This window comes from Vibrio sp. LB10LO1, from assembly GCF_010092875.1.
In the GTDB taxonomy this organism is placed as follows: domain Bacteria; phylum Pseudomonadota; class Gammaproteobacteria; order Enterobacterales; family Vibrionaceae; genus Vibrio; species Vibrio campbellii.
In genome coordinates this window covers 120982-141894 of record NZ_JAADJW010000005.1, presented here as the reverse complement: position 1 = coordinate 141894, position 20913 = coordinate 120982, and the positions used below count along the sequence as shown (strand labels likewise).

Sequence of the window (20913 nt, the reverse complement as noted above, 5' to 3'; positions counted from 1 at the left end):
TATCTTTAAACGTAAGCTCTTTCTCCTTCCCATCTAATCTCTCTCCTATGTTTTAGGAGGAGGCTAGGAAGGGGAAACGAAACTTAGATGATGCCCATGTCCTTACCAACTTGGATGAACGCGTCGATTGCACGGTCTAGTTGCTCACGAGAGTGCGCCGCAGACATTTGAGTACGGATACGCGCTTGACCTTTTGGTACAACAGGGAATGAGAAGCCGATTACGTAGATGCCTTTCTCTAGAGCACGCTCTGCAAATTCTGCTGCTACTTTTGCGTCGCCAAGCATAATTGGAATGATTGCGTGGTCAGCACCACCCATTGTGAAACCAGCGTCTTCCATGCGAGTGCGGAAGTGTGCAGCGTTTTCCCATAGGCGGTCACGTAGGTCACCGCTCTCTTCTAGTAGGTCTAGAACGCGGATAGAAGCGCTTACGATTGCTGGTGCAACAGAGTTAGAGAATAGGTATGGACGAGAACGCTGACGTAGCCAGTCAATGACTTCCGCTTTACCAGATGTGTAACCGCCTGAAGCGCCGCCCATTGCTTTACCTAGCGTACCAGTGATAATGTCGATACGGTCAACCACGTTGTGGTGCTCGTGCGTACCTGCACCTGTTTTACCCATGAAGCCAACAGCATGAGAGTCATCAACCATAGTCAATGCGCCGTACTTCTCTGCTAGGTCACAGATAGCTGGTAGGTTTGCTACTACGCCGTCCATTGAGAACACGCCGTCTGTTACGATAAGGATGTGGCGAGCGCCTGCTTCTTTCGCAGCAATCAGTTGTTGCTCTAGCTCTTCCATGTTGTTGTTTGAGTAGCGGAAACGCATCGCTTTACATAGGCGAACGCCATCGATGATTGACGCGTGGTTTAGTGCATCAGAGATGATTGCGTCTTCTTTGCCAAGGATAGTTTCAAATAGGCCCGCGTTTGCGTCGAAACATGATGTGTAAAGAATCGTGTCTTCTTTACCTAGGAACTTAGAAAGCTTCTGCTCAAGCTCTTTATGGATGTCTTGAGTACCACAGATGAAACGTACTGAAGCCATACCAAAACCGTGCTCGTCCATACCCGCTTTACCCGCTTCGATAAGCGCTGGGTGGTTAGCAAGACCAAGGTAGTTGTTCGCACAGAAGTTCAGAACTTCTTCACCAGTTGAGATTTTAACCGCTGCTTGCTGTTGAGACGTGATGATACGCTCTGCTTTGTAAAGGCCTTCCGCCTTCACTTCTTCAATTTGCTGTTCAATCTGTTGGTAAAATGCAGAAGACATTCGCAATTCCTTCCTGTTTATTTTGTCGAGTTTTTACTCGATTAGAATGAGGTTGAGCCTTTATGTGACGGGCATCACAGGCACTTACTTATCAATTAAGTGTAGTGTAATTCAAGGAAGGAAAAACGATTATCCCTCAAGGTGGAAAAGCATTAATGAATCCGAGGCACGAATCCAATTAATGCTTTTCTATGATGTTGTAATGAAAGGAGTTATAGCCAAGTTGGCTTAGCTAAAAGCGCTTCAAAGTCCTTAGCGGGTAATGGTCGGCTATAGTGGAAACCTTGCCCGAACTCACAGTTTAGGTTTTTCAGGTAATCCACATGACGCTGTTCTTCGATGCCTTCTGCGACAATCTTCAGATTCAGCGCTTTCGCCATCGCAATAATCACGTTCACAAGCTCACGGTCAGATTCATTCTCAAACATGTTCTGCAAGAAGCTGCGATCAATCTTGAGGCGATCAAACGGGAACTTCTGTAAGTAACTCAACGCCGAGTAACCCGTGCCGAAATCATCAATGGTGAGCTTAGCGCCCAGTGCTCGTAAGTTGTCTAACATCTCCATCAGGTCGCTACTGTGGTTGAACAACAAGCTCTCTGTCACCTCTACATCAAACAATTCAGGTGACAAGCCCGACTCTTCTATGTGCTGCTTGATCTGTTCGAAAAGTCGATCGCAGTATCTAAACTGCACACTTGAGAAGTTTACCGACACAAACAGAGGAGCAACGTCCTGCCACTGTGCCGCCTGTTGGCAAGCTTGACGAATCGCAAAGTCGCCCAGCTGATGAATCAGACCGTTCTTTTCAGCGATGGAGATAAACTCTTCAGGGTTCACAAAGCCAAACTTCTCGTCGTTCCAGCGCATCAGAGCCTCTGCACCAACAATGACGCCGCTATCGAGATCGATAATAGGTTGGTAATACAGCTCAAGAAGATCATGAGAAATGGCATGACGAAGACGACTTTCTAGCTCTAGGAAGCGCTGCAAATCTTGGTTCATGTTGTGATCATAGAAGCAGAATGCATTACGGCCATCTTGTTTCACTCGGTACATCGCCATGTCCGCACACGCCAGTAGCTGCTCTGCATTGTCGCCATCTTCAGGGAATACCGACATACCGACACTCGCCGATAGGAAGAACTCGTGGTTCTGCCAAACGAACGGTTCATTGAATACCGACAGCACGGTAGCTGCAAAACGTTTTGCGCTGTCGGCATCTTGTAAATCAGGGATAACCAACAGGAATTCATCACCACCAATACGTGCCAACAAATCGGTTTTACGTACTGCGTTGTGCAATCGCTCTGCCGCCAGCTTTAACACTTCGTCACCAACGAAGTGCCCCATTGAATCATTGATTTGTTTAAAGTGGTCAAGGTCGATAAACATGACCAGTACGTTTGATTTCATTCGCTCTGCGCGTGACAACTCTAAATCCAAACGTTCAGAACCATAAACACGGTTAGGCAAACCAGTAAGTGCATCATGTTTGGCTTGATATGCCAGCTCCATCTCGGACGATTTACGGCGCTCAATTTCACTGGTTAAACGCTCGTTTTGCTGAGACAAGAAATCTTTACGCTTTTTCTCTTCTTCCAGTTTGATTTTCAGTTCGACACGAGTGTTATTAAGGGTGAATGCGTACAGTAGTCCAACGACAATCATGATAGCGAGAACACTCAAACCATTGATGAACAGACGAGAGGTGTAGATGTCACGTTCACTTAATGACTCAAACCACGCCATTAATTTAAAGTGATGATGTTCGATCGGAACTTCAAAGTAGATTTTTTGCTTTAACTCTTGAGCTAATGCTTCTGGTGCCGTGATGTTTTCTTGTTCGAGTTTGCGACTGATCGAGTCCCACACTTCCATTTCAACATCATTGATCTTCAACACCATGCGACTGTAGCTGTCTTCGTGTTCCTGATTAGTCAGTTGGGAAATCACCACTTGTTTGTTGATGTCTGCAATCAAGTAGCCAACAGGCTTACCAGAAAACATCACTTGCTTAACCACTTGAATAAGGACTTTGCCGCCCTCTCGTATCGCTCTGACTTCTTCAGGGTGATCGTGCTCGTTAAGCAGTCGGGAAGTGTCTATGCGGTGATCGGTTTTTTCGCCAGTGGTCACAATAGTAGAGCCATCTAACCCGATTAGTGTCAGCTTTTTATAGATGATTTGATTATTGACGGTTTTCGCTTCTGCTTTCTCTTGGAGCTTACGCTTCAAATTGATCAAGCTCGCGCCTAACCCGTATTCCATCGACATCCCGGAAGCAAGGTTGGCAAAAAAAGTCTGCACCGTTTTATCGGTGGATAAATGATCGACATCTTCGCTGGCAAGCGTAAATAAATTATCAAGGGTACCTGCGTAACTTTTCACCTTTAAGTCGAGTTCTCGGTGTTGTGAATCTTTTAATTTATTTTGACCTAAACTCGTTACCGTAATAATCATCGCCAAGTAGAGCGACACTAAAATCGCACTAATGGTGATGATTCTTTGGCTTGATATTTTTTTTACAGACTTTCTCATATATCTTTCTTACTATCTTCTAAGAAGTAGTCATTATAGAAATAGTAAATAGATGGGTAGTATTTCTCGACCAAGGCTTGGTAGGTCCCATCTTGCTTAATTGAATTCAAATATTGGTTAAATGCGGCTTTTAGTTCAGGAGAGCCCTTACGGAAAGCCACTGCCATTTTTTGGTTTTCTGAAATTGGACCAATGACTTTGATCTCACCTGGCCACTTCTCTAACGCAATCAATGTGTCTGCCACATCTAACAACGTACTCTCGGCATCGTTCTTCATGATGGCGGGCACCATCTCATTCAAACGGCGCTGGCCATCGGGCAGGATCACCTTCGCACCGGTGTCATATAAGTTGTAAAGGTTTGGATCTAGGCAAGAGTGCTCCATCGCGAGTACTTCGCGTCCGTTAATGAGCGCTTTCACTTTATCAATGTCTTGTTCCACGGAGCCTGTTGGTGTGATCGGCGTTAACGTTGAATCTGTTCGAGCGATCAACCATACCGCAGAAGGAAAGTAATCATCAGAAAAATCGATCACGTTTTTGCGCCAGTCGAGGATAGTCACACCATTCGCAATCAGGTCACCTTCCACTGCCATCTTCTCACCAACGACAAGCTGCGCATCTTTGTACTCAACTTGCTGGCCTGTCAGCTTACCTACTACGTTGTTCCATTGCGCTGGTACGTATTGATAGCGAACGCCGAGAGATTTTGCGAACCCTTTTATGATATCGACATCAAGACCGGTCAGTGTTTGCATTTCGCCTTGGTCAATGTACGAAACGAAGTTCGCGTAAGGTACACCGATATGACGTAGCACACCTCGACCTTTGATGTCTTGCAGATCGCCAGCCGAGACAGAAGTCGACATAAATGATGCCACCCCAATGGCAAGTGCCGTCATGGTTCGTTTGATTGTTTTCACTGACATGGTGAATATCCCTCTCTTCTACAAAGCGCCCATTAAAGGGCGCTTTGACAGTTCAACAAGGTTAGAACGAGTAGTAAAGATCCGTAATCGCTTCGACAAGACCTTCCACATCTTTCTCATCATGGAATAAATGAGTCGAGATGCGCAGTGCTTGCGTTTCGTAAGCGTCGTCTTTGTACAACTTGAAGTTTGTTGTACGGATGATGTATCCGTATTCTTCACGAAGACGGTCACGGAACAGAGTCAATCGCTCTTTATCTGTTACATCGCTTAATGGGTTAAACGTTGTTAGACCACTGGTTAAGCCTTCCACGTTTGGCGAATACATCTGAGCATGTGGTAACGCTTCGTTAAGCAGCGTCTTACATAGATCGCTCAGCTCTAGTACACGCTCTTGAATGCGGTCACGGCCAATCTCATCCCACATCTTACAGCTATCGGCAAGTGCTTGTTTTGCTGGGTAGTTATCGTTACCAATGTATTGCATTTGCAATTGCTTGCCTAGATGATCAGCGTGAGAAAGAGAAGAATTGATCAACCACAGTGGATTTTCACGATCGCTCCAGTACTCATTCAAACGGTTGCCGTTATCACGTACATACAAGATACCTGTCGCGCCCGGACCACACTGCCACTTATGGCCAGATCCTGCATAGAAGTCACAATCCATATCGTGGAAGTCTAAGTCGAACATACCGACAGTGTGCGCACCATCAACTAATGTTGGGATACCGTGCTGTTTTGCTAGAGAACAAATCGCTTTGGCTGGCAGCGTTGTACCTGTTTTGTAGGTAATGTGAGAGAACACGATGAGGCGAACATTGTGGTGCGCTTCAATCGCTTCACGGAAGGCTTGAATGTAATCTTCTTCTGAAACCTCTTCCGTGCCCGTGAAAACAGGAAGTTGAATTTCAACGACCTCGACACCGAAGCGGTGTTTTGCCACATTCATTGGTGACGTTGCAGCAACGTGTTCGTGGTGAGTAGTTAAGATTACATCACCAGGCTCGAAATGCAGACCGTTGATGATTGAACATAAACCGTCGGTAGTGTTACGACTCAAAATAATTTCGTCTGGATTAGCACCAAAGCCTGGTGCAACGTCTGTCACCATTTCAGAAACATGAGGCCAAGCGCCAAACTTGTCTTTCATATCCCACGGGTACTTAGCAACGATTTTGTTGTTGTCTTCGTATCCTTCAAGAACATGTTTTGGCATCGAACCCGTCGTACCAATATTCATGTAAGTCGTTCGTTTATCCAATACAAACTGCTTTTGAACTTTACGCCAAAAGCGCTTATCGTTCTTTTTACCTAGACGGCTCCAGTCGATATTCGGTTCCTTTGCTTGAACAGCACCAGAAAACGCTGAAGCACTGACGCCAGCCACAACTGCACCAGTTGCACCTTTTAAAAAATTGCGGCGGCTGCGATTAGTCTGAATAGATTCCTTGTCGCTCATCTTTTCGATCCTTGTCGGAAGTTTAGCCATATTATAAATTATGAATCCGTAACTATCTGTTACTAAACTATTATTACCTAATAGACCTATAGTTTATGGGTTCTCGCTGCAATTAAGTGACTTTAGTTCCACTTTTTCATCTCGAGTGATGATATAAGCAACATTTTATACAACATTAAATAAACAACTAAACACATAACAGAATATTCATTAAAACACTTATTACCAATATAAATCACAAATCAATTTATAACTTCCCTTAGAAATACAAATTAATGATTTGTAATATTTAAATCACAAATTAGACAACAAGGTTAATATCGCTTCTAGCACGTTAAATATGTAACAACATGTACCTTTTGGTTTAATTTGATTTGCATATAGTCTTTGAAAAAAATTTAATCAACTATTCAAGATAAACATACTAAGTTGTTAAATTGGCTATTTTGGCGAGGCGTTTTTCCTAAAGTCAGAAGCCTTGAAATAGAGGCATAGAAAAACACCCAGCAGGAGGGTGTGTTTAGTGCTTTTGATGAATGGACAACATAGAGACTACGCTGAGAACAAAACGTTCACACGGCTCTCAACGTAAACTTCTGTTGGTACAGACACGACGTATCGCTGGTCTCAAGATAACTGTGATGCAGCATTAATATCGATTGAACAATCTTAGTGCCTATCCCTAAAGAACCGCTCTCTGCTTCGTGCTCGATATGATTAACAAAGGTAAAATGGATACGCGATTTATCCTCACTCAAACGCGCTTGGCAATGAACCTCCGAACCCATAGGACTATGGCGCAGCGCATTTTCTAGCAGATTAAGCACTAGCCGCTCTAGTAAACCTTTATCACCTACGGTTTGAATCTTATCGTCGACATCCATTTTCAATACGACTTCTTTGCGAGAAAACTGGCTCTGCATCGTCTCGGTACATTCGGTCATCAGTGCCTCAAGATCGACAGGTCGATACTCGTAGTTTGGTGTTGGCGCTTCTTTGCGCGCCGAATCAAGCAATGAGTGCAATTGCGTTGAAAGCTTCTCACAATTTCGAAAAGCCACGTCAATCAGAGGATCAGACTCCGGATGCTGCAAACGCCACGTCTCCAAATACCCAAGTACGCTCGATAGCGGTGTTTTCAAATCATGGCTAAGTTGCAGCAAGCTCTGGCGACGATGAGAAGATTGATATTCTAACTGTAAAAACTGCTGCTGAATGTGCTTCGCCATCATCTGGTAAGAGTTCGCGATCGGCACTAACTCCGGCACTTGACGAGTAAAATCGGGTTGTAGACGAAAATCATGCTCTGCTTGCTGTTGAAGCTGATTAGTGACGCGCTCAATTGGGTTCAACAAGCTGCGCTTTACCAGAACATAAGCGCCCAATGCAAAGCCTAAAATCGACACCAAAACTAACCCCGCTAGCGCAATATAAGGTGTGTCGACCTGTGCGTTGGCGATGGCATCATGTCTGGTGCTGCCAATCACAACATAGAGATAACCCAAGGTCGATCCGAGCTCTTCAATCGCGGCAACGGAAAACACTTTGTGCTCACCACGATTACGAGGGTCTTCACCCAAAATAGGAAAGGGTTCGTCATTTAAGAATTGCTTGATGGGCTGGAGATCCACTTTACCCATGATCTCTGCCCCTTCTGGCGCTGCATGGGTAGTGATGTTGCCCTGACTATCAAGAAAGTAAATTTCGAAATCAGGACCGATCAGCATGAGCGTATGAAAGATAGATTTAAGCGCTTTGGGGTTGTAATCGGTACCTATCATCAACGGGCTATCATCGCGCATATGGCTTGCAAGGTCTTTGTGCAAGCTCTGCTTGGTACGCAACTCAATCGTCTCTTTCTGCCAATTGTAAGTGAGGCCTATCACCATTGCTGCCAACAAAAACCATAAGCTTGTGAATATCACTAAGCGAGATTTGAAGCTCATTTTATCGCCTCCCTAAACAGCAACATTGGTTGTGAGCGTGATTGAGAACATGACAATAAATAAATTCACCAAGTCATTGTCTAGGTTGAAATTTATACCCAACACCCCAGACGGTCTGGATGAAATGATGATCAGAATCAGACAAAGACAACTTGCTACGTAAGCGGTTGATGGTGCTACACACGGTATGGTGATAACCGGAATGGTTGGTATTCCAAACGTGGTCGAGCAACTCATCTTTGCTATAGACTCTACCTGGACGCGTCGCGAGGAATTGAAGCAAGGTAAACTCGGTCGCAGTGAGGGTCACGTCCTTGTCATGCAAAGAGACTTGATGCAACTCTGGAATAATTCTTAACGGACCAAAATCCATCGTATCTTCTACGAGGTTTTTATCTGTTTGCACTTCCGTGGTATGGCTAACACGACGCAGTACATTGCGAACTCGCGCTTGGAACTCTAATACGCTAAATGGCTTGGTAATGTAATCATCCACTCCCGCTTCTAAACCGTCGACTTTATCCATCTCCCCATCTCTGGCTGTCAGCATAAGTACAGGACTCCAATCTTGTTTCTGGCGCAAATAATGGCAGACGTCGAGACCATCACCGTCTGGCAAACCCCTATCAAGGATCAATAAATCAAAAGATTGCTGTTGATATTGCGCTTTAGCCTCAGCGATATTCGTTGCTCTCAACACTTGATGCCCTTGAAACTTGAGATGCATTTGAACCAGTTCCGCCAAATCATCATCATCTTCCACCAGCAAGATATTCGCGACTAAATTGATTGCCTGTTGTTCCATGGTCCTTTCCTTGCCTTCAAGTATCCTCACTTTGCACATGACCGGAACAGGTCAGAAATCCTTTCAAAAAAGGTTCCGATGACGCCATGAGGGATGCGCTTAGTACAAGCACTTTGGAAAGGAGACGTCATCGGAGCCTGTTTTATTCGACTCGAGTGATGGTGACTTTCGCACCAGGGTTCAAGAAGCGGTGGTTCGCAGAGAGCGCAGAATTTCCTAATCCGTCATCTTGGCTAATAACACCAGCATGGAAAGCAACGACATCATTGTTATCATTACGAGCAGCATTAAAGCCTTCACCACCTCCTGCAGGACCCGGAATGGTTGCGGCAAGCTCATCGTTCAGCTCCGTACCGGCATCCCAAACGTTCATGCTCATTTGATAGCTTTCACCGACCGCTAACGATTTTAGCGACAGCCCTGTTTCACCAACAAAAGCATCGTTGGTATTCACGAACATAGACGCCACAGACAAGTAACCGTAACGACTAGGGTCAACAGTGATGGTGACTTCATCTGAAGCCCCCGGCAGCACCAATCCGTTACCTGATACGCCTTGGTAAACATCATCATTACTGTTCATCAGATTAATTAGCTCTGCGTTACTGCCACCCTCTGCAAGGTGCTCAAGTTCGACGGATGCGGCTTGGCCAATTTCAAACAGTTGGTAGTCACCGTTATGAGTGAGCACTGCAAGCGGAGACATAGGTTGGTTCGCGGTTAGATTTGCGACGCTGACGGTGTAGCGATACGACTTAACTACATCGTTATCATCATCGCTTGGACAACCGGCGAGCAAACCGGCTGAAGCTGCTACGAGTAAGATTCTGACTTTCATACATCCCCCTTACTTCACAACGATGGTGATGGTCGCAACTGGGTTCAACCAACGATGACTGCTGCTGTCTAGATCACTGATGCCGCCTGTCGGGTCGCTGTCACCCAAGTTACCCGGATGCACGTGAACTTTATCGTTAGTTACCGTTGCTTCAACGCCTGTGCCGCCAGAGCCAAAGGTAATGAAAGGTGGGGTTGGCATGCTAGACGCAAGTTCATCGTTCGCCTCTGTACCGGCATCATAACTTCTTAGTGTTGCCCGGTATGTTCCCGCTTCAGTTGGGATTTTCCAGCTGTCTAGCCCCACAAAACCATCGTTGGTTGGCAGCAACATCGCGCTAAGAGAAAGATAACCATGGTCACCACTGTCCATGGTGAAAGTGGTTGCAACGCCTGGGTTTAAAATACCGCCTGCTGGGTTTTCTACCACAACCCCGCCCGCATTACCGATGAGGCTTGCAAGGCCAGAGATATCACCACCTTCTGCCATTGCTTCTAATTCTGGGGTCGCGACTTCACCCGTTCTGAACATTTGAAGATCAGAGCCATGAGCCGCAACAATCAGTGGTGTGAAGTAAATACCTTTGGTTGCGTTGGTCACGGTGATTTCCAATTCCGCCGCGTTCACTGATGCAGAGCCTAGTGCCATCGCGACTGAAGTCATGACGAGTCCAAATTGGGTACGTTTTTTCATTGTGATTCCATCCTTTAACGAGGTTTGAACTACCCAAGCCCATGTGTACGGCTTTACTTCTTTGTTCGTGACTTGGGTAGGTTAAGCATACGTTTCGAACGTTTTGCGTTCTTGCCTCTAAGAATGACGAGCAAATCTATCAGCAACTTCATCGAAATCTCATAAAATTCTCACAAGTGCTGTTCAATCTCTCTCAACAGTAATTTATTGCGCTGATACCACTATTTACTCTTAACTCACTTACCATCTACAATATGCCATTCTCTATTTACACCCGACTCTCTTCATGATTCAGAACGTACTGTCTGCCTACTATGGCGAAATCTATGGCATTGCTTTTTTCAACCATTACCTGAGTAACTACGCACGTAGTGAACAGCCACTCCTTTGGCAAACCTTGATAGAAGTAGAAGAACTCACCGCAGAAAAGCTCAAACCTATTTTGCTTGCAAATGACATGGATATTGAAAACCGGCACCAAGAGATGCTGGATAAAGGCTTGGCAGATGCAACCAAGTGGATCGGTTTACCATGGCAAGAGTTGGTGGCAACTCTTTTGAAGTGGGTAGAACCTTATGAGGTCAAGTATCGAGAGTGGTATGAAGAAGTGAAAACTTCACAGCAATATTCAATCACTGAGCGAGAAGCGATCGAGTTGATTGCAGACCATGAAACGGCTATTTATCACTGTTGGCAGCAATACCATGCTGGAGCATCTGGTTTGCCTGCGCTCGACGCGTTTTTGACAAAATATCGCTAAAGAGAGACGGGCACACTTGAACCATGTGGAGTCGTGCAAGACAATATCTCTATTCATTTGCGCACCACTGACTATTTATGGTTAACCCAAAACTTATCGCCCTACTCCCTGATCTCGCTTCGTTTATCTTAGTGGTAAACGAAGGTAGCTTTACTGCTGCCGCCAAACAACTCGGTGTGACACCGTCAGCACTTAGTAAGCTGATCACGCGCCTAGAACAAGCGCTCTCAGTAAAATTGTTTGAGCGCACCACTCGCAAATTGATCATCACGCAAGCAGGGCAAAAAGTTTACGACCAAAGCATTGCCATGGTGAACGCGGCTCAGCAAGCGGTTGAGCTGTCGGCGGAAGATCATGCCGAGCCCACGGGTGCTCTCACAGTGGCGGCTCCCGAGGCCTTTCTTAATTCCGTGCTTCAGCCATTTGTGCTGCCATTTCTAGACCGCTACCCAAATATACAGCTCAAACTGCGTGCTGCCGATGGTGAGATTGATCTGTTTCGCCAAGGCATCGATGTTGCGTTTAAGCTCACCGACAAACCCGATGAGAATCTGGTACTCAAAGAGATCAGCAAGACCAATTTGGTTTTGTGCGCTTCTCCAGATTACCTAGCCAAACACGGCATGCCAGCGCACCCAACCGAGCTTGAACAGCACGACTGTATTTACCTTGCAGAGAACGACAAAGACAACATCTGGTCGTTCTTTAAAGAGGAAGCGTTCCACTCGATTGCAGTGAGTGGCCGTTATGCTGTCAACCATTCACAAATGCGCTTAAATGGCGTTAAGTCCGGCTTAGGGATTGGGATCTTTCATGACTTCGTGATTAAAGACGCGTTAGAACAAGGTGAAGTGGTGGAAGTTCTACCGGATTGGATGATCAAGAGTAATTACCACGGTGCTATCGCGATGCAGTATGCACAAACCAAGTACATGCCTGCTCGCCTGCGCGTGTTTATCGACTTCGTTAAGGAGCATTTAGTCTCCGAGGATACTAACCATGCTTGAGCTAACCATGTTTGAAGGGGCTAACCATGTTTAAGGCCATTCATCACGTTGCGATCATTTGCAGTGATTACCCAAGGTCAAAACACTTTTACACTGAAGTATTGGGGTTAAAAGTCATTGCTGAAAACTATCGCGAAGCCAGAGACTCATACAAGCTTGACCTCGCCTTACCTGACGGCAGCCAAGTTGAACTGTTTAGTTTTCCAGGCGCACCGGAGAGACCGAGCTTTCCTGAAGCACAAGGGTTAAGACATCTGGCATTTTTGGTTGATGATGTTGAGCAAGTAAAAGCCTACCTCGAATCGAATGACGTTGAAGTTGAGCCAATTCGTATTGATGAATTCACAGGCAAAGCGTTTACCTTCTTCCAAGATCCAGATGGCTTGCCACTGGAGATTTACCAGAAATAAAAAGAGCCAGCACTTAGCTGGCTCTTTTACTATTCCACTCTTCTCTGTCTTGCTAATTCAACGCTGTTTTCAGCTTCTCGACTCGGTTGAACAACAACCAATCCAGTGCGAGAACCGTCACAATCGCCAAGCCACCCATCGGGAACGCCAGACACAATACGACTAACGTTGCCAAACCAAGCTTCCAAATGCCATCTTGCTGAAACTTAGGTGGCGCCCCCAATGCTGCACTGCGGCTAGGGCGACGAATCCACCACATCACCACACCTGTGATTGAGATTAAGATGAACGCCAAACAGAACACCACGTTGAGTACTTTGTTAAGCACACTGACATCACCTTGGTGCAATGACACACCTGCCGCCATAAACTTGGCAAATAGGCTGTAATCTTGCCACGTCACGTCCACCAGCAAGCGACCGGAATATTGGTCCAAGTGACTGGTGCGATCTTGTCTTGGATCGGAAATATCACCGCCCATCGAGTTAGCCGCAACGGTATAAACGCCTGTTTCAGAGCGTGGCAAAAACAGCTTATAGCCCGTAAAGCCCATCATTTCCGCTTTATGGACGATGTCATCAATAGATAGCGCGTCTTGGCTGCCTGCGTATGCCATCTCTTCCTTCATATTGGCATGATCATGATCGGGCTTATCTTTTGACTCAGGCACAGCAGCAAGCTCTAAGTTCCATGGCATTTCTTCAGACGCACCATGATTTAGATCTTTGTGTGTCAGTATCGATTCTGGTTTCTCGCCCCATGTGTAATAAGTTGGGAAGGTATTCCACGCCTGCACCATTTTTGCTCCCCAAACTCCTGCCCAAGACAGACCCGAGATTAAAAAGAACAGCAACACAATCGACAACACGCCACCTAAGTTCGCGTGTAAATCTCGCATCAAAATACGAGTGCCGTTGCCAACACGGATTTTCATAAAGCCCGCTCGGCTTGCGTTATCTCTTGGCAGCCAAAGGTACAAACCAGACACCAAAAGTAAAATGCCCAAACTTGCGGCAATTTCAATTAAGCGGTCGCCTAGGTCGCCGATGAGCAAAGTGCCGTGAATGCTGTTCATCAGTTCATAGATGCTATCACTACGGTCAATGGTGCCTTGCACGTCTCCTGTGTAAGGATTTACTGCAACAATCAGTGAGCTACCTTCTTGGTTTTGAATCGAGAATCGGTTGGCGATATCGGCCGTTTCAGCAGGTACAAATTGAGTGACATTAAAATCGGGATAGGTCTGCTTTACGGTTTCTAATTGGGTGGAGACAGGAACAGGTTGCTCTTGTGGCGAAACTTGTAATATCGCCTGGTATCGAGCCAGTTCGATTTCATCATCAAACAGCATCACAAGCCCTGTAAGGGAAAGAATGAGCATGAACGGGATAACGAATAATCCTGCGTAGAAGTGCCATCGCCACGTCATAAAGTAGATGGATTTTGCGCGCGAGGCTTCCTTGAGTTGAGGCTTTGCCGAGTTTCTCAACATATGTATTTTCCTTTTTTCATAGTTAAACGCCCAAATTCAGCCAAACGCATCCAGCGCATACTTCATAGGTATGCGGCGCTATTTGACTTAGATTCGGGAGTACCACTGCTCGAAGTGGCAGTGTTGTTGGCTTTATTTACTTGTAATTGTTTTTGTTATGAGAAAAGGGGAACAGGTGGCGCGCGAGGAACTGGCGTTTCAAATCGCACACTTAGAGCCAAATAAGTGTAACTGTCAGAAATCACCGAGCTCAGTCGTGAAAGTATCGGTGTCGTTGGAAGTGTATCGTGATGAAAAGTCGAGAAATGGCTAAAAGGACAAGGCTTGCCTTTGTGGCTGACAGAGTTGTCGCCCTCTTCTATCTGAACCAATTCAAAACCGTTAAGCGTACATAGCGTCGCCCACACGCCCATGCTGTTACCATGAGCATTGATAACAGGCATCAGCGTCACTAGCACCCAACTTAGAGCACTAGCAAATAGCATGGAGCGATAAAAAGGAATTAATCTACGCATAACGGTGACTTAACAAATTTCACACAGCGTAACCAATTCTGAGTGATAGCTCAAAAAGAGAATCAATAAGTGGATTCTGCCTCACAGGTTTCTATGCCAATAATTATGGAATAGAAACCCAAAAGCCTCAGTGGAAAACACCGAGGCTTGGTTCTATCGCAACAAGTGAGTTATTTTGCTGGCATTGGTAGGATTTCAAACATCCCATCAAAGTCATCCAATGTGCTCACCAGTTGAGTAACCAGCTTGGCATTGCCTGTTAACTTCGCCTTACCAGACTTCAATAGGTCATCCAGCGTTGCTTGCCCGAGTACCATCGCCGTCATATCCGCCTTGCTGATTTGTAACGTGACATCTGTAGTTGGCAGCTCATCTACTTGGATGTTCGCCATATTGGAGTTAGACACTTCGCCAAAGTAAGACTCATTCAAGTCTGGGTGGTGAATACCAAAGCTAAAGTCTAAACTCGCCTGCTCTGCTTTTTCCGCATTTAGTCGAACCGCAAGGAAATCCAAGAACATGCCCGTTGGGGTATTTGCGATAACATCTGGAGATGCTAGTTTAATCGATGGCTGAATGTCTCCAGTACGAAGCTCAACCGCACCTTGCAGGTAAGAGTTACGCCAAGCCATGGTTTCAGACTGGTAGCCTTGCTGCTCAAAGCTATCCGCTAATGCAAATCGGTAGTCGATATTGCTTGGGTCACACTGAACCAGATCATTGAACAGTTGTGATGCCTCTTGGTACTCACCCTTTTTAAAGTGCGTTTGGCCTGCTTTGAATAAGGTATCCGCACCTGCTGCTTCTACGTAAACACACGACTTCGCTTTAGTTTGCAGTGGATTGGTGTTTACTGGGTTCATGTCATGGTAACCAAGGTACAAGTTCACTACTGCGCGAGCATTGTGGCTGTATGAGCCGTGATAGCCGTTGGTATGCCAAGTATCTTTTTGAGATTGTGGAACGATTTTTTCAATCTCACGCCCAACATCATGAATAGTGACACCATGGTTTGCTAAACGCATCGCTTGGTTATGGATAAATCCATAGTTGTCACGTTGGAGTGTCATGTAATCCGAAATTTCGTTGGTTTCTGTCTTGGCATCATTCCACACTGGTGCAGAGTGAGCAGCATGAATGTTATCAACCAAGCCACTATCAACGTAGCGCAACTTAAGCTCTGTCAGATACTTAGTCCAAACCAACGCATCACGCACTTTTGCTCCACGGAAGGTATAGATATTGTGCATACCGTCATAGGTCAGTTCCGCGGTGTTCAGTGATCGATACTCTGGAATATAAAGGACGATTTCTGCTGGCGCTTCAGCCCCTGGCATATTGATCGCGTGGAACTCTAGTCCATCGATGGTGACGACTTTTTCACGCTCTTCAATTTCCTGTGTCGGAGCAACCAAGGTGACTTCACCTCGAGAAGTGCCGAGACCAAGTGCGTTATCGACGATGCCCTGAGTGTTGTTGTCCAACGTGGTTCCGTATTGGTAGTTTGCACGGCGGCCCATTGCAGCGCCCGCAATCACGTTTTCATCCGCGAGTTCTTTGATAAAGTCATTGGGTGCATAGATTGGTGCACCTTCAACAAAGTCTCCCGATTCAAAAATACCGCGGGAACCACCAAAATGATCCGCATGCATGTGCGAGTAAATCATGCCCGTAATTTTATGTTCGCCATTGATCTTTGGTAGGTGCATTTTAGCAAATGCCCATGACGCGGCTGCCGCTTCTTTTGACAGCAAAGGATCGTGAATCACATAACCATTGTCAGTGCGATAGATAGTCATGTTAGACAAGTCTGCACCACGAATCTGATACACCCCATCCGTTACTTGATACAAACCACCAGCGGCGTAGTTCAACATGCCTTGACGCCAAATCGATGGATTCACCGACGCTGGTAATTGCTCCACACTCATCTCTGACATGTATTCAAAGCGATTTTTTAGCTCGCCTGCTTCGTGAGTGCCAAACTCGGCAATGAGCCCTTTCTTCGTGCGTTCAAATGCACTGACGTCTTGCCAAGGTAGATCTTTCGCCAACATCGCGTTTGCGCGCTGAGTATGCTCCGTTGCTGGCTTACCTTGGTAAGTATCTAAGCTGGCGTAATCCGCTGTTGCAGAAAAAGAAACGAACAGTGCAAGTGAAATCGCTGAGGGTGCAAAACGGTTTGTCATAGTGAGCCTCGTGGTGTCTCGTTATTGGATATGCATTCACTTTATTTCGTTGACACATCAAAATACATGCATGAAACTTTATTTAAAACATCACCATTTGTTATGTATTGAGAAAAGCCTGTGCAACCATCCAACATCGATCTCAATCTTCTTCGAGTGTTTATCGCGGTTTATCAACACCGTTCAATCACGGTTGCGGCGAATACAATGGGTTTAACCCAGCCAGGAGTCAGTGGCGTGTTGAAGCGACTGCAACAGCAGCTAGGCGCACAACTCTTCGTTCGCTCAGGACGAGGCATAGAGCCTACGCATCAGGCTCACGAGTTAGCCCGCCAAGTTGAGCCCGCACTGAATCAAATCCGAAATGCATTGGAAGGAATAGAAAGCTTCTCCACGGAGAACTCCCGTCGTTTTGTGGTTTATACCTCTGAACCGGTGATGTTAATGCTGCTTCCTAAGATTGAAGCAGATAACACGCTCGGTAACGTCGAGATAGAATTGCACCCGACGCTGTCCAGTGAAACAAAGCTGATCAATAACCTCAATCAACAAAAAGCAGACTTAGCGATCGATTTCGCTCATTACTCTGCTCCTTCCTTTTTCTCTGAATTCTTTTTAAATGATGAGATCTGCCTGATTGCCAGAAAAGGTCACCCAAGAATTCAGCAAACGCTGTCACTCGAGCAGTTCTATCGCGAAAAGCACGTGACATTAAAACTTCGTCGAGAAGACGCCTATCTCGCGGACTTGTTCACCGAAGAATCGATAGAAGAACGTAAAGTCGCGGCAGAGTGTGACTCTTTGGTATCGCAGATGACGATGATCTCGAACAGTGATTGCTTAGCGGCAACCGTCAAAAGCATCGCTAATCAATTTGCTGAACGGCTAGATTTACAAGTAATGGATGCGCCTTTCACCAATATCCCTATCAAATACCGACTGCTTGCACATAACCGAATGAAACACAGCCCCGCAAATATTTGGCTGAGAGATAAGCTCAGGTCGTATTTCGCGGCAGAATCTTAAAGATAGAGAATCGAATAGAGATAGAGAGTCAAAGGCACAAAAAAGCCCGCCGTAGTGGCGGGCTGATATCGTATTCTTTCAAATAACTCAGTGAGCGATTAGCCGAAAAGCTTGCTCCAAATGCTTGGGTTACGCTTGTCGTGATACTCTTCACGTAGGCTATCGATTTCACGCAGTTGGTCTTTCGCTTCTTCTAGCTTGCCCGCATCAAGATCCGCTTCAATCTTGTCTAGCGTTACCGTCAGCTTGTTAAAACCTTCTAGGTAGATATCGAACTTCTCTGGCGGGTAATTACCACGCTTAGATTGCTCGACGATCGCTTGCAAACTATCAATCGCAGATTTCATGGTGTCAACATCAGACGCTTCTGCCGCCTGCTTGAATTCCATCTTCATCTGCTTCATGTTTTGTTTTAAATCGACGGCTTCTGCCATTGCGTATGTTGAGCCCAACGCAATTACACACCCCAATACTAAAGGACGTAACATCTTCACTTCTCCATTGAATACCGAATTCTCAGTCGGCTTTTTAATGCGAGCAGTGTAAAGCAATCCCTTAACACTTGCATAACCAAAAATGTAATCAAGTTTATGCGTTGCGAATCTCGTCATACTCTGCAATTGGCTTGCGGCCACGTAGCTCTAAGAAGGCTAAGAATTGTTGTGCTGAGTGGGTAATAACCTTGCTGCTGTCGATACCAACTCTATCCATTAACTCGCCCACCAAACTCAAATTACCCACATCGTGGCAGAAGTGCGCATCACTGCCCGTAGTGAAGAAGACACCGAGATCCTTACCGATTTGTGCAATCTCGTGACAGCGGTCTACACTGCCCACTCGGCTGTTGCCTTTCAGTGTGGTGTTATTGATTTCAATCGCGACATTGTGCTCTTTTGCACACTTCAGCACGGCTTCAAAATCAAAGTCAAAGTTGGGGTTACCCAAATGACCTAGCGCATCAACACGACCGTTTTTGATGATGTTCAACAGCGCTTCAGTATGCGTAGCGCTATCCGCTGGGCGAAATACTGGCTCGTGAAAGCTAGCAATCACCCAATCCAAATTGCGATCAACGCTTTCTGGAATATCGATGTCACCCTGAGTATTCATAATGTTGGATTCAACGCCGCGGATAATCGCAACGCCTTCAAGAAAACGAGGCAATATTTTTTGGTTAGAGAAGAACCAGTAATGAGGCGCCCCCGGCATTGACTCAGCGTGATCGGTCGTACAGAACATATCGAGTCCGTTCTCTTTTGCCGATTTCGCGTTTTCAATCAACGTACTATAAGCGTGACCGCTGGCGTACGTATGCGTGTGGGTATCAACCTTAAGTTCCATCATCTACTCTCTTGGTGCGCAAATTGACGGCCATTGTATACCCACAAGCAAGCTGTCGTCAGCCCAATCTTAGTTGGCAAGCTAACCTTACTCTTCGCTGATGGTTTTGATTAAAGGCAGTGCCTTCTCCCAGCCGTGATTGAACATCGACACAAAATCACTGTGAGTATAAATGGTGATACTCAACAATAAGCGATCATCTAACGTGTAGATCTGATAGATCTCTCGTGATCCGATCCACTTTGAGGCTAGGTCGCCATCCAATTGCTGCCGATTATCTGGATTAAAGATGGCAACATGATGAAACTCGAGTTTGTGTAACGGCTGCACTGTATCAATGACCGCCCTCGTCCCACCCATATCAGGGTCAAAAAAGGTAATATCACAACCCTCTTCCCATACACCATCAAATCGAGATTGAGGTGAAAAGGCTTGCGCCCATCGTTTGTATAATTCGACATCGGTCAGCACGCTCCATACGCGCTGAGGCGTCGCGGCAATCTCGACGTGATAGTTTAAAGTCAGCATATTTTCTCTCCCAGCACCTTTCTTGACGCTAGTTCAATCTAGTTAAAAATCAAACAGGCACTGACGTTTACACTTCATTTGTCACAGCTTGCTAGGCTAAACCTATCCTTAAGGTGTTTTAGGTCGCAGTAAATGTATACGGCGTGCCGAGAACCGAATCCAGCAGGTATTCATTACCGTCGCTAGGACAATTAAACTGATGCCCATAACCTGAATATCACTCATTTGGTCTTCAAAGAACGCCCATTGCCACACCGCGGTAAACAGCAGGTTGGTGAATATAAGTGGCGCTAATTGAGATCCACTACTTACCAGCTGATACGCTTTTGAACGAAATACCTGCGTATTAATAATCAGCAATGACATCAAGAATATGAGTGCGGTATTGGGAGTTTCAAACGTGTTTATCGACAATGAGTTAGCCAACACACTCGAATCATTGACCAACACGAGTGGCAAGATAAGTAGAGCTGCAACACCAAAGGTCCAAAAATTGATTTCTAGTGGTGATAGACCGCTCTTACTTGCTTTGTATAATGTCAATTGAGAGCCTGAGTTCAATAACCCACCAGCAAGCCCCAGTAATAAGTCAACACGCCACGTAAACTCTCCATCCGCTCCTGCCAACAAAACAACACCAGAAAATGCCATCACAAGCGCGACTATCGCCGACATGCGGATTTGTCCACGCATAAAAAGCCTCTCCACAATTGGCATAAACAGTGGCCCGGTCGCAAACAGCACCACCCCTTCAACTAGAGTCAACGTTTGTAGAGAGGCGATAAAACATAACTGACACATACCAATGAAAAAAGCACGAAGCAAAATCGGTTTAATGGTATCGATGGTAGGTAATTTGAGATTTCTAAAGCGCAGCATGACCAATAAAATGAGAGCTGGAGTAAAGAAGCGTAAAAAACTGAACATGGTCACGGACAATTCGTCACTGAGCTGTTTTGCTAACAGTCCTGTAACAGATAAGCTTAATGTAGACATCAACATAAAGATGACGGGTTTATTTTCTTCTTTCATTGGATACTCCTTAATTCACGGAGTATTTTAAGAAAAGGCACAAGCGAGAAATAGCGAGTATTTTTAAACGCTAATGTAAGTAAAACTTACAATACAAAGTTGTTTGAAGATGAAAAAAGAAGG

General features: G+C 45.7%; 19 protein-coding genes. 4 read left to right on the top strand and 15 right to left on the bottom strand.

What is annotated here, in order from left to right; all coding sequences use genetic code 11:
- Window positions 1–83: 83 nt before the first annotated feature.
- The 8 genes from GXP65_RS05550 to GXP65_RS05515 all read right to left on the bottom strand — a co-directional run bounded on the left by GXP65_RS05550 (window position 84) and on the right by GXP65_RS05515 (window position 10490).
- A complete protein-coding gene (locus GXP65_RS05550) occupies window positions 84–1277 on the bottom strand; it encodes a glycine C-acetyltransferase (RefSeq protein ID WP_005432273.1) in 1194 nt (397 codons plus the stop codon).
- Between the two features lie 212 nt (window positions 1278–1489).
- Window positions 1490–3817, bottom strand: a complete 2328-nt coding sequence (locus GXP65_RS05545; RefSeq protein WP_077201992.1) for an EAL domain-containing protein — start codon at window positions 3815–3817, stop codon at window positions 1490–1492.
- On the bottom strand, window positions 3814–4746 hold the full coding sequence (locus tag GXP65_RS05540; protein ID WP_162092256.1) for a transporter substrate-binding domain-containing protein: 933 nt from the start codon (window positions 4744–4746) through the stop codon (window positions 3814–3816). Before GXP65_RS05540 ends, GXP65_RS05545 begins: the two co-directional genes overlap by 4 nt.
- Window positions 4747–4807: 61 nt before the next feature.
- Window positions 4808–6208: an aminotransferase class V-fold PLP-dependent enzyme gene (locus tag GXP65_RS05535; protein WP_050910412.1), complete on the bottom strand. Its 1401-nt coding sequence runs from the start codon at window positions 6206–6208 to the stop codon at window positions 4808–4810.
- A 572-nt stretch (window positions 6209–6780) separates the two neighbouring features.
- Entirely contained in the window at window positions 6781–8154 is a 1374-nt protein-coding gene (locus GXP65_RS05530; protein ID WP_162092255.1) for a HAMP domain-containing sensor histidine kinase, read from the bottom strand.
- A 73-nt stretch (window positions 8155–8227) separates the two neighbouring features.
- Window positions 8228–8959 carry a response regulator transcription factor gene (locus GXP65_RS05525; RefSeq protein WP_162092254.1) on the bottom strand — a complete coding sequence of 244 codons (732 nt, stop codon included), beginning with the start codon at window positions 8957–8959 and terminating at the stop codon, window positions 8228–8230.
- Between the two features lie 142 nt (window positions 8960–9101).
- On the bottom strand, window positions 9102–9797 hold the full coding sequence (locus GXP65_RS05520; RefSeq protein WP_162092253.1) for a spondin domain-containing protein: 696 nt from the start codon (window positions 9795–9797) through the stop codon (window positions 9102–9104).
- 9 nt (window positions 9798–9806) lie between these two features.
- Complete coding sequence (locus GXP65_RS05515) at window positions 9807–10490, bottom strand: spondin domain-containing protein (protein ID WP_162092252.1); 684 nt, start codon at window positions 10488–10490, stop codon at window positions 9807–9809.
- Between the two features lie 286 nt (window positions 10491–10776).
- Here GXP65_RS05515 and GXP65_RS05510 point away from each other — a divergent pair, with 286 nt between their 5' ends.
- The 3 genes from GXP65_RS05510 (at window position 10777) to GXP65_RS05500 (ending at window position 12667) form a co-directional block, all read left to right on the top strand.
- The gene (locus GXP65_RS05510; protein WP_050920011.1) at window positions 10777–11250 is read left to right on the top strand and encodes a hypothetical protein; all 474 of its coding nucleotides are present in this window, start codon (window positions 10777–10779) and stop codon (window positions 11248–11250) included.
- Window positions 11251–11327: 77 nt separating this feature from the next.
- Window positions 11328–12257, top strand: coding sequence for a LysR family transcriptional regulator (locus tag GXP65_RS05505; RefSeq protein ID WP_005432290.1), 930 nt, complete (start codon window positions 11328–11330; stop codon window positions 12255–12257).
- Window positions 12258–12283: 26 nt separating this feature from the next.
- Complete coding sequence (locus GXP65_RS05500) at window positions 12284–12667, top strand: VOC family protein (RefSeq protein WP_134976342.1); 384 nt, start codon at window positions 12284–12286, stop codon at window positions 12665–12667.
- 52 nt (window positions 12668–12719) lie between these two features.
- Here the strand turns inward: GXP65_RS05500 and GXP65_RS05495 are convergent, their stop codons facing one another.
- The 3 genes from GXP65_RS05495 to GXP65_RS05485 all read right to left on the bottom strand — a co-directional run bounded on the left by GXP65_RS05495 (window position 12720) and on the right by GXP65_RS05485 (window position 16863).
- On the bottom strand, window positions 12720–14159 hold the full coding sequence (locus GXP65_RS05495; protein WP_162092251.1) for a PepSY domain-containing protein: 1440 nt from the start codon (window positions 14157–14159) through the stop codon (window positions 12720–12722).
- Window positions 14160–14314: 155 nt separating this feature from the next.
- Window positions 14315–14674 carry a hypothetical protein gene (locus GXP65_RS05490; RefSeq protein ID WP_162092250.1) on the bottom strand — a complete coding sequence of 120 codons (360 nt, stop codon included), beginning with the start codon at window positions 14672–14674 and terminating at the stop codon, window positions 14315–14317.
- A gap of 170 nt (window positions 14675–14844) precedes the next feature.
- Window positions 14845–16863: an alkyl sulfatase dimerization domain-containing protein gene (locus GXP65_RS05485; protein WP_162092249.1), complete on the bottom strand. Its 2019-nt coding sequence runs from the start codon at window positions 16861–16863 to the stop codon at window positions 14845–14847.
- 120 nt (window positions 16864–16983) lie between these two features.
- Here GXP65_RS05485 and GXP65_RS05480 point away from each other — a divergent pair, with 120 nt between their 5' ends.
- Window positions 16984–17889: a LysR family transcriptional regulator gene (locus GXP65_RS05480; RefSeq protein WP_162092248.1), complete on the top strand. Its 906-nt coding sequence runs from the start codon at window positions 16984–16986 to the stop codon at window positions 17887–17889.
- Between the two features lie 98 nt (window positions 17890–17987).
- Here the strand turns inward: GXP65_RS05480 and GXP65_RS05475 are convergent, their stop codons facing one another.
- The 4 genes from GXP65_RS05475 to GXP65_RS05460 form a co-directional block, all read right to left on the bottom strand.
- Entirely contained in the window at window positions 17988–18377 is a 390-nt protein-coding gene (locus GXP65_RS05475) for a cytochrome b562 (protein WP_005432299.1), read from the bottom strand.
- 100 nt (window positions 18378–18477) lie between these two features.
- Window positions 18478–19230 (bottom strand): phosphatase, encoded by a 753-nt coding sequence (locus tag GXP65_RS05470; protein WP_162092288.1) that lies wholly within the window; start codon window positions 19228–19230, stop codon window positions 18478–18480.
- An 87-nt stretch (window positions 19231–19317) separates the two neighbouring features.
- Window positions 19318–19758, bottom strand: coding sequence for an SRPBCC domain-containing protein (locus GXP65_RS05465; RefSeq protein WP_162092247.1), 441 nt, complete (start codon window positions 19756–19758; stop codon window positions 19318–19320).
- A 108-nt stretch (window positions 19759–19866) separates the two neighbouring features.
- On the bottom strand, window positions 19867–20790 hold the full coding sequence (locus GXP65_RS05460; protein WP_162092246.1) for a DMT family transporter: 924 nt from the start codon (window positions 20788–20790) through the stop codon (window positions 19867–19869).
- Between the last annotated feature and the right edge of the window lie 123 nt (window positions 20791–20913).

Excerpts from the sequence above, each read along its gene's own strand:
- GXP65_RS05550 (WP_005432273.1), bottom strand. The coding sequence starts at position 1,277 with ATGTCTTCTGCATTTTACCAACAGATTGAACAGCAAATTGAAGAAGTG.
- GXP65_RS05545 (WP_077201992.1), bottom strand. The coding sequence starts at position 3,817 with ATGAGAAAGTCTGTAAAAAAAATATCAAGCCAAAGAATCATCACCATT.
- GXP65_RS05540 (WP_162092256.1), bottom strand. The coding sequence starts at position 4,746 with ATGTCAGTGAAAACAATCAAACGAACCATGACGGCACTTGCCATTGGG.
- GXP65_RS05535 (WP_050910412.1), bottom strand. The coding sequence starts at position 6,208 with ATGAGCGACAAGGAATCTATTCAGACTAATCGCAGCCGCCGCAATTTT.
- GXP65_RS05530 (WP_162092255.1), bottom strand. The coding sequence starts at position 8,154 with ATGAGCTTCAAATCTCGCTTAGTGATATTCACAAGCTTATGGTTTTTG.
- GXP65_RS05525 (WP_162092254.1), bottom strand. The coding sequence starts at position 8,959 with ATGGAACAACAGGCAATCAATTTAGTCGCGAATATCTTGCTGGTGGAA.
- GXP65_RS05520 (WP_162092253.1), bottom strand. The coding sequence starts at position 9,797 with ATGAAAGTCAGAATCTTACTCGTAGCAGCTTCAGCCGGTTTGCTCGCC.
- GXP65_RS05515 (WP_162092252.1), bottom strand. The coding sequence starts at position 10,490 with ATGAAAAAACGTACCCAATTTGGACTCGTCATGACTTCAGTCGCGATG.
- GXP65_RS05510 (WP_050920011.1), top strand. The coding sequence starts at position 10,777 with ATGATTCAGAACGTACTGTCTGCCTACTATGGCGAAATCTATGGCATT.
- GXP65_RS05505 (WP_005432290.1), top strand. The coding sequence starts at position 11,328 with ATGGTTAACCCAAAACTTATCGCCCTACTCCCTGATCTCGCTTCGTTT.
- GXP65_RS05500 (WP_134976342.1), top strand. The coding sequence starts at position 12,284 with ATGTTTAAGGCCATTCATCACGTTGCGATCATTTGCAGTGATTACCCA.
- GXP65_RS05495 (WP_162092251.1), bottom strand. The coding sequence starts at position 14,159 with ATGTTGAGAAACTCGGCAAAGCCTCAACTCAAGGAAGCCTCGCGCGCA.
- GXP65_RS05490 (WP_162092250.1), bottom strand. The coding sequence starts at position 14,674 with ATGCGTAGATTAATTCCTTTTTATCGCTCCATGCTATTTGCTAGTGCT.
- GXP65_RS05485 (WP_162092249.1), bottom strand. The coding sequence starts at position 16,863 with ATGACAAACCGTTTTGCACCCTCAGCGATTTCACTTGCACTGTTCGTT.
- GXP65_RS05475 (WP_005432299.1), bottom strand. The coding sequence starts at position 18,377 with ATGTTACGTCCTTTAGTATTGGGGTGTGTAATTGCGTTGGGCTCAACA.
- GXP65_RS05470 (WP_162092288.1), bottom strand. The coding sequence starts at position 19,230 with ATGGAACTTAAGGTTGATACCCACACGCATACGTACGCCAGCGGTCAC.
- GXP65_RS05465 (WP_162092247.1), bottom strand. The coding sequence starts at position 19,758 with ATGCTGACTTTAAACTATCACGTCGAGATTGCCGCGACGCCTCAGCGC.
- GXP65_RS05460 (WP_162092246.1), bottom strand. The coding sequence starts at position 20,790 with ATGAAAGAAGAAAATAAACCCGTCATCTTTATGTTGATGTCTACATTA.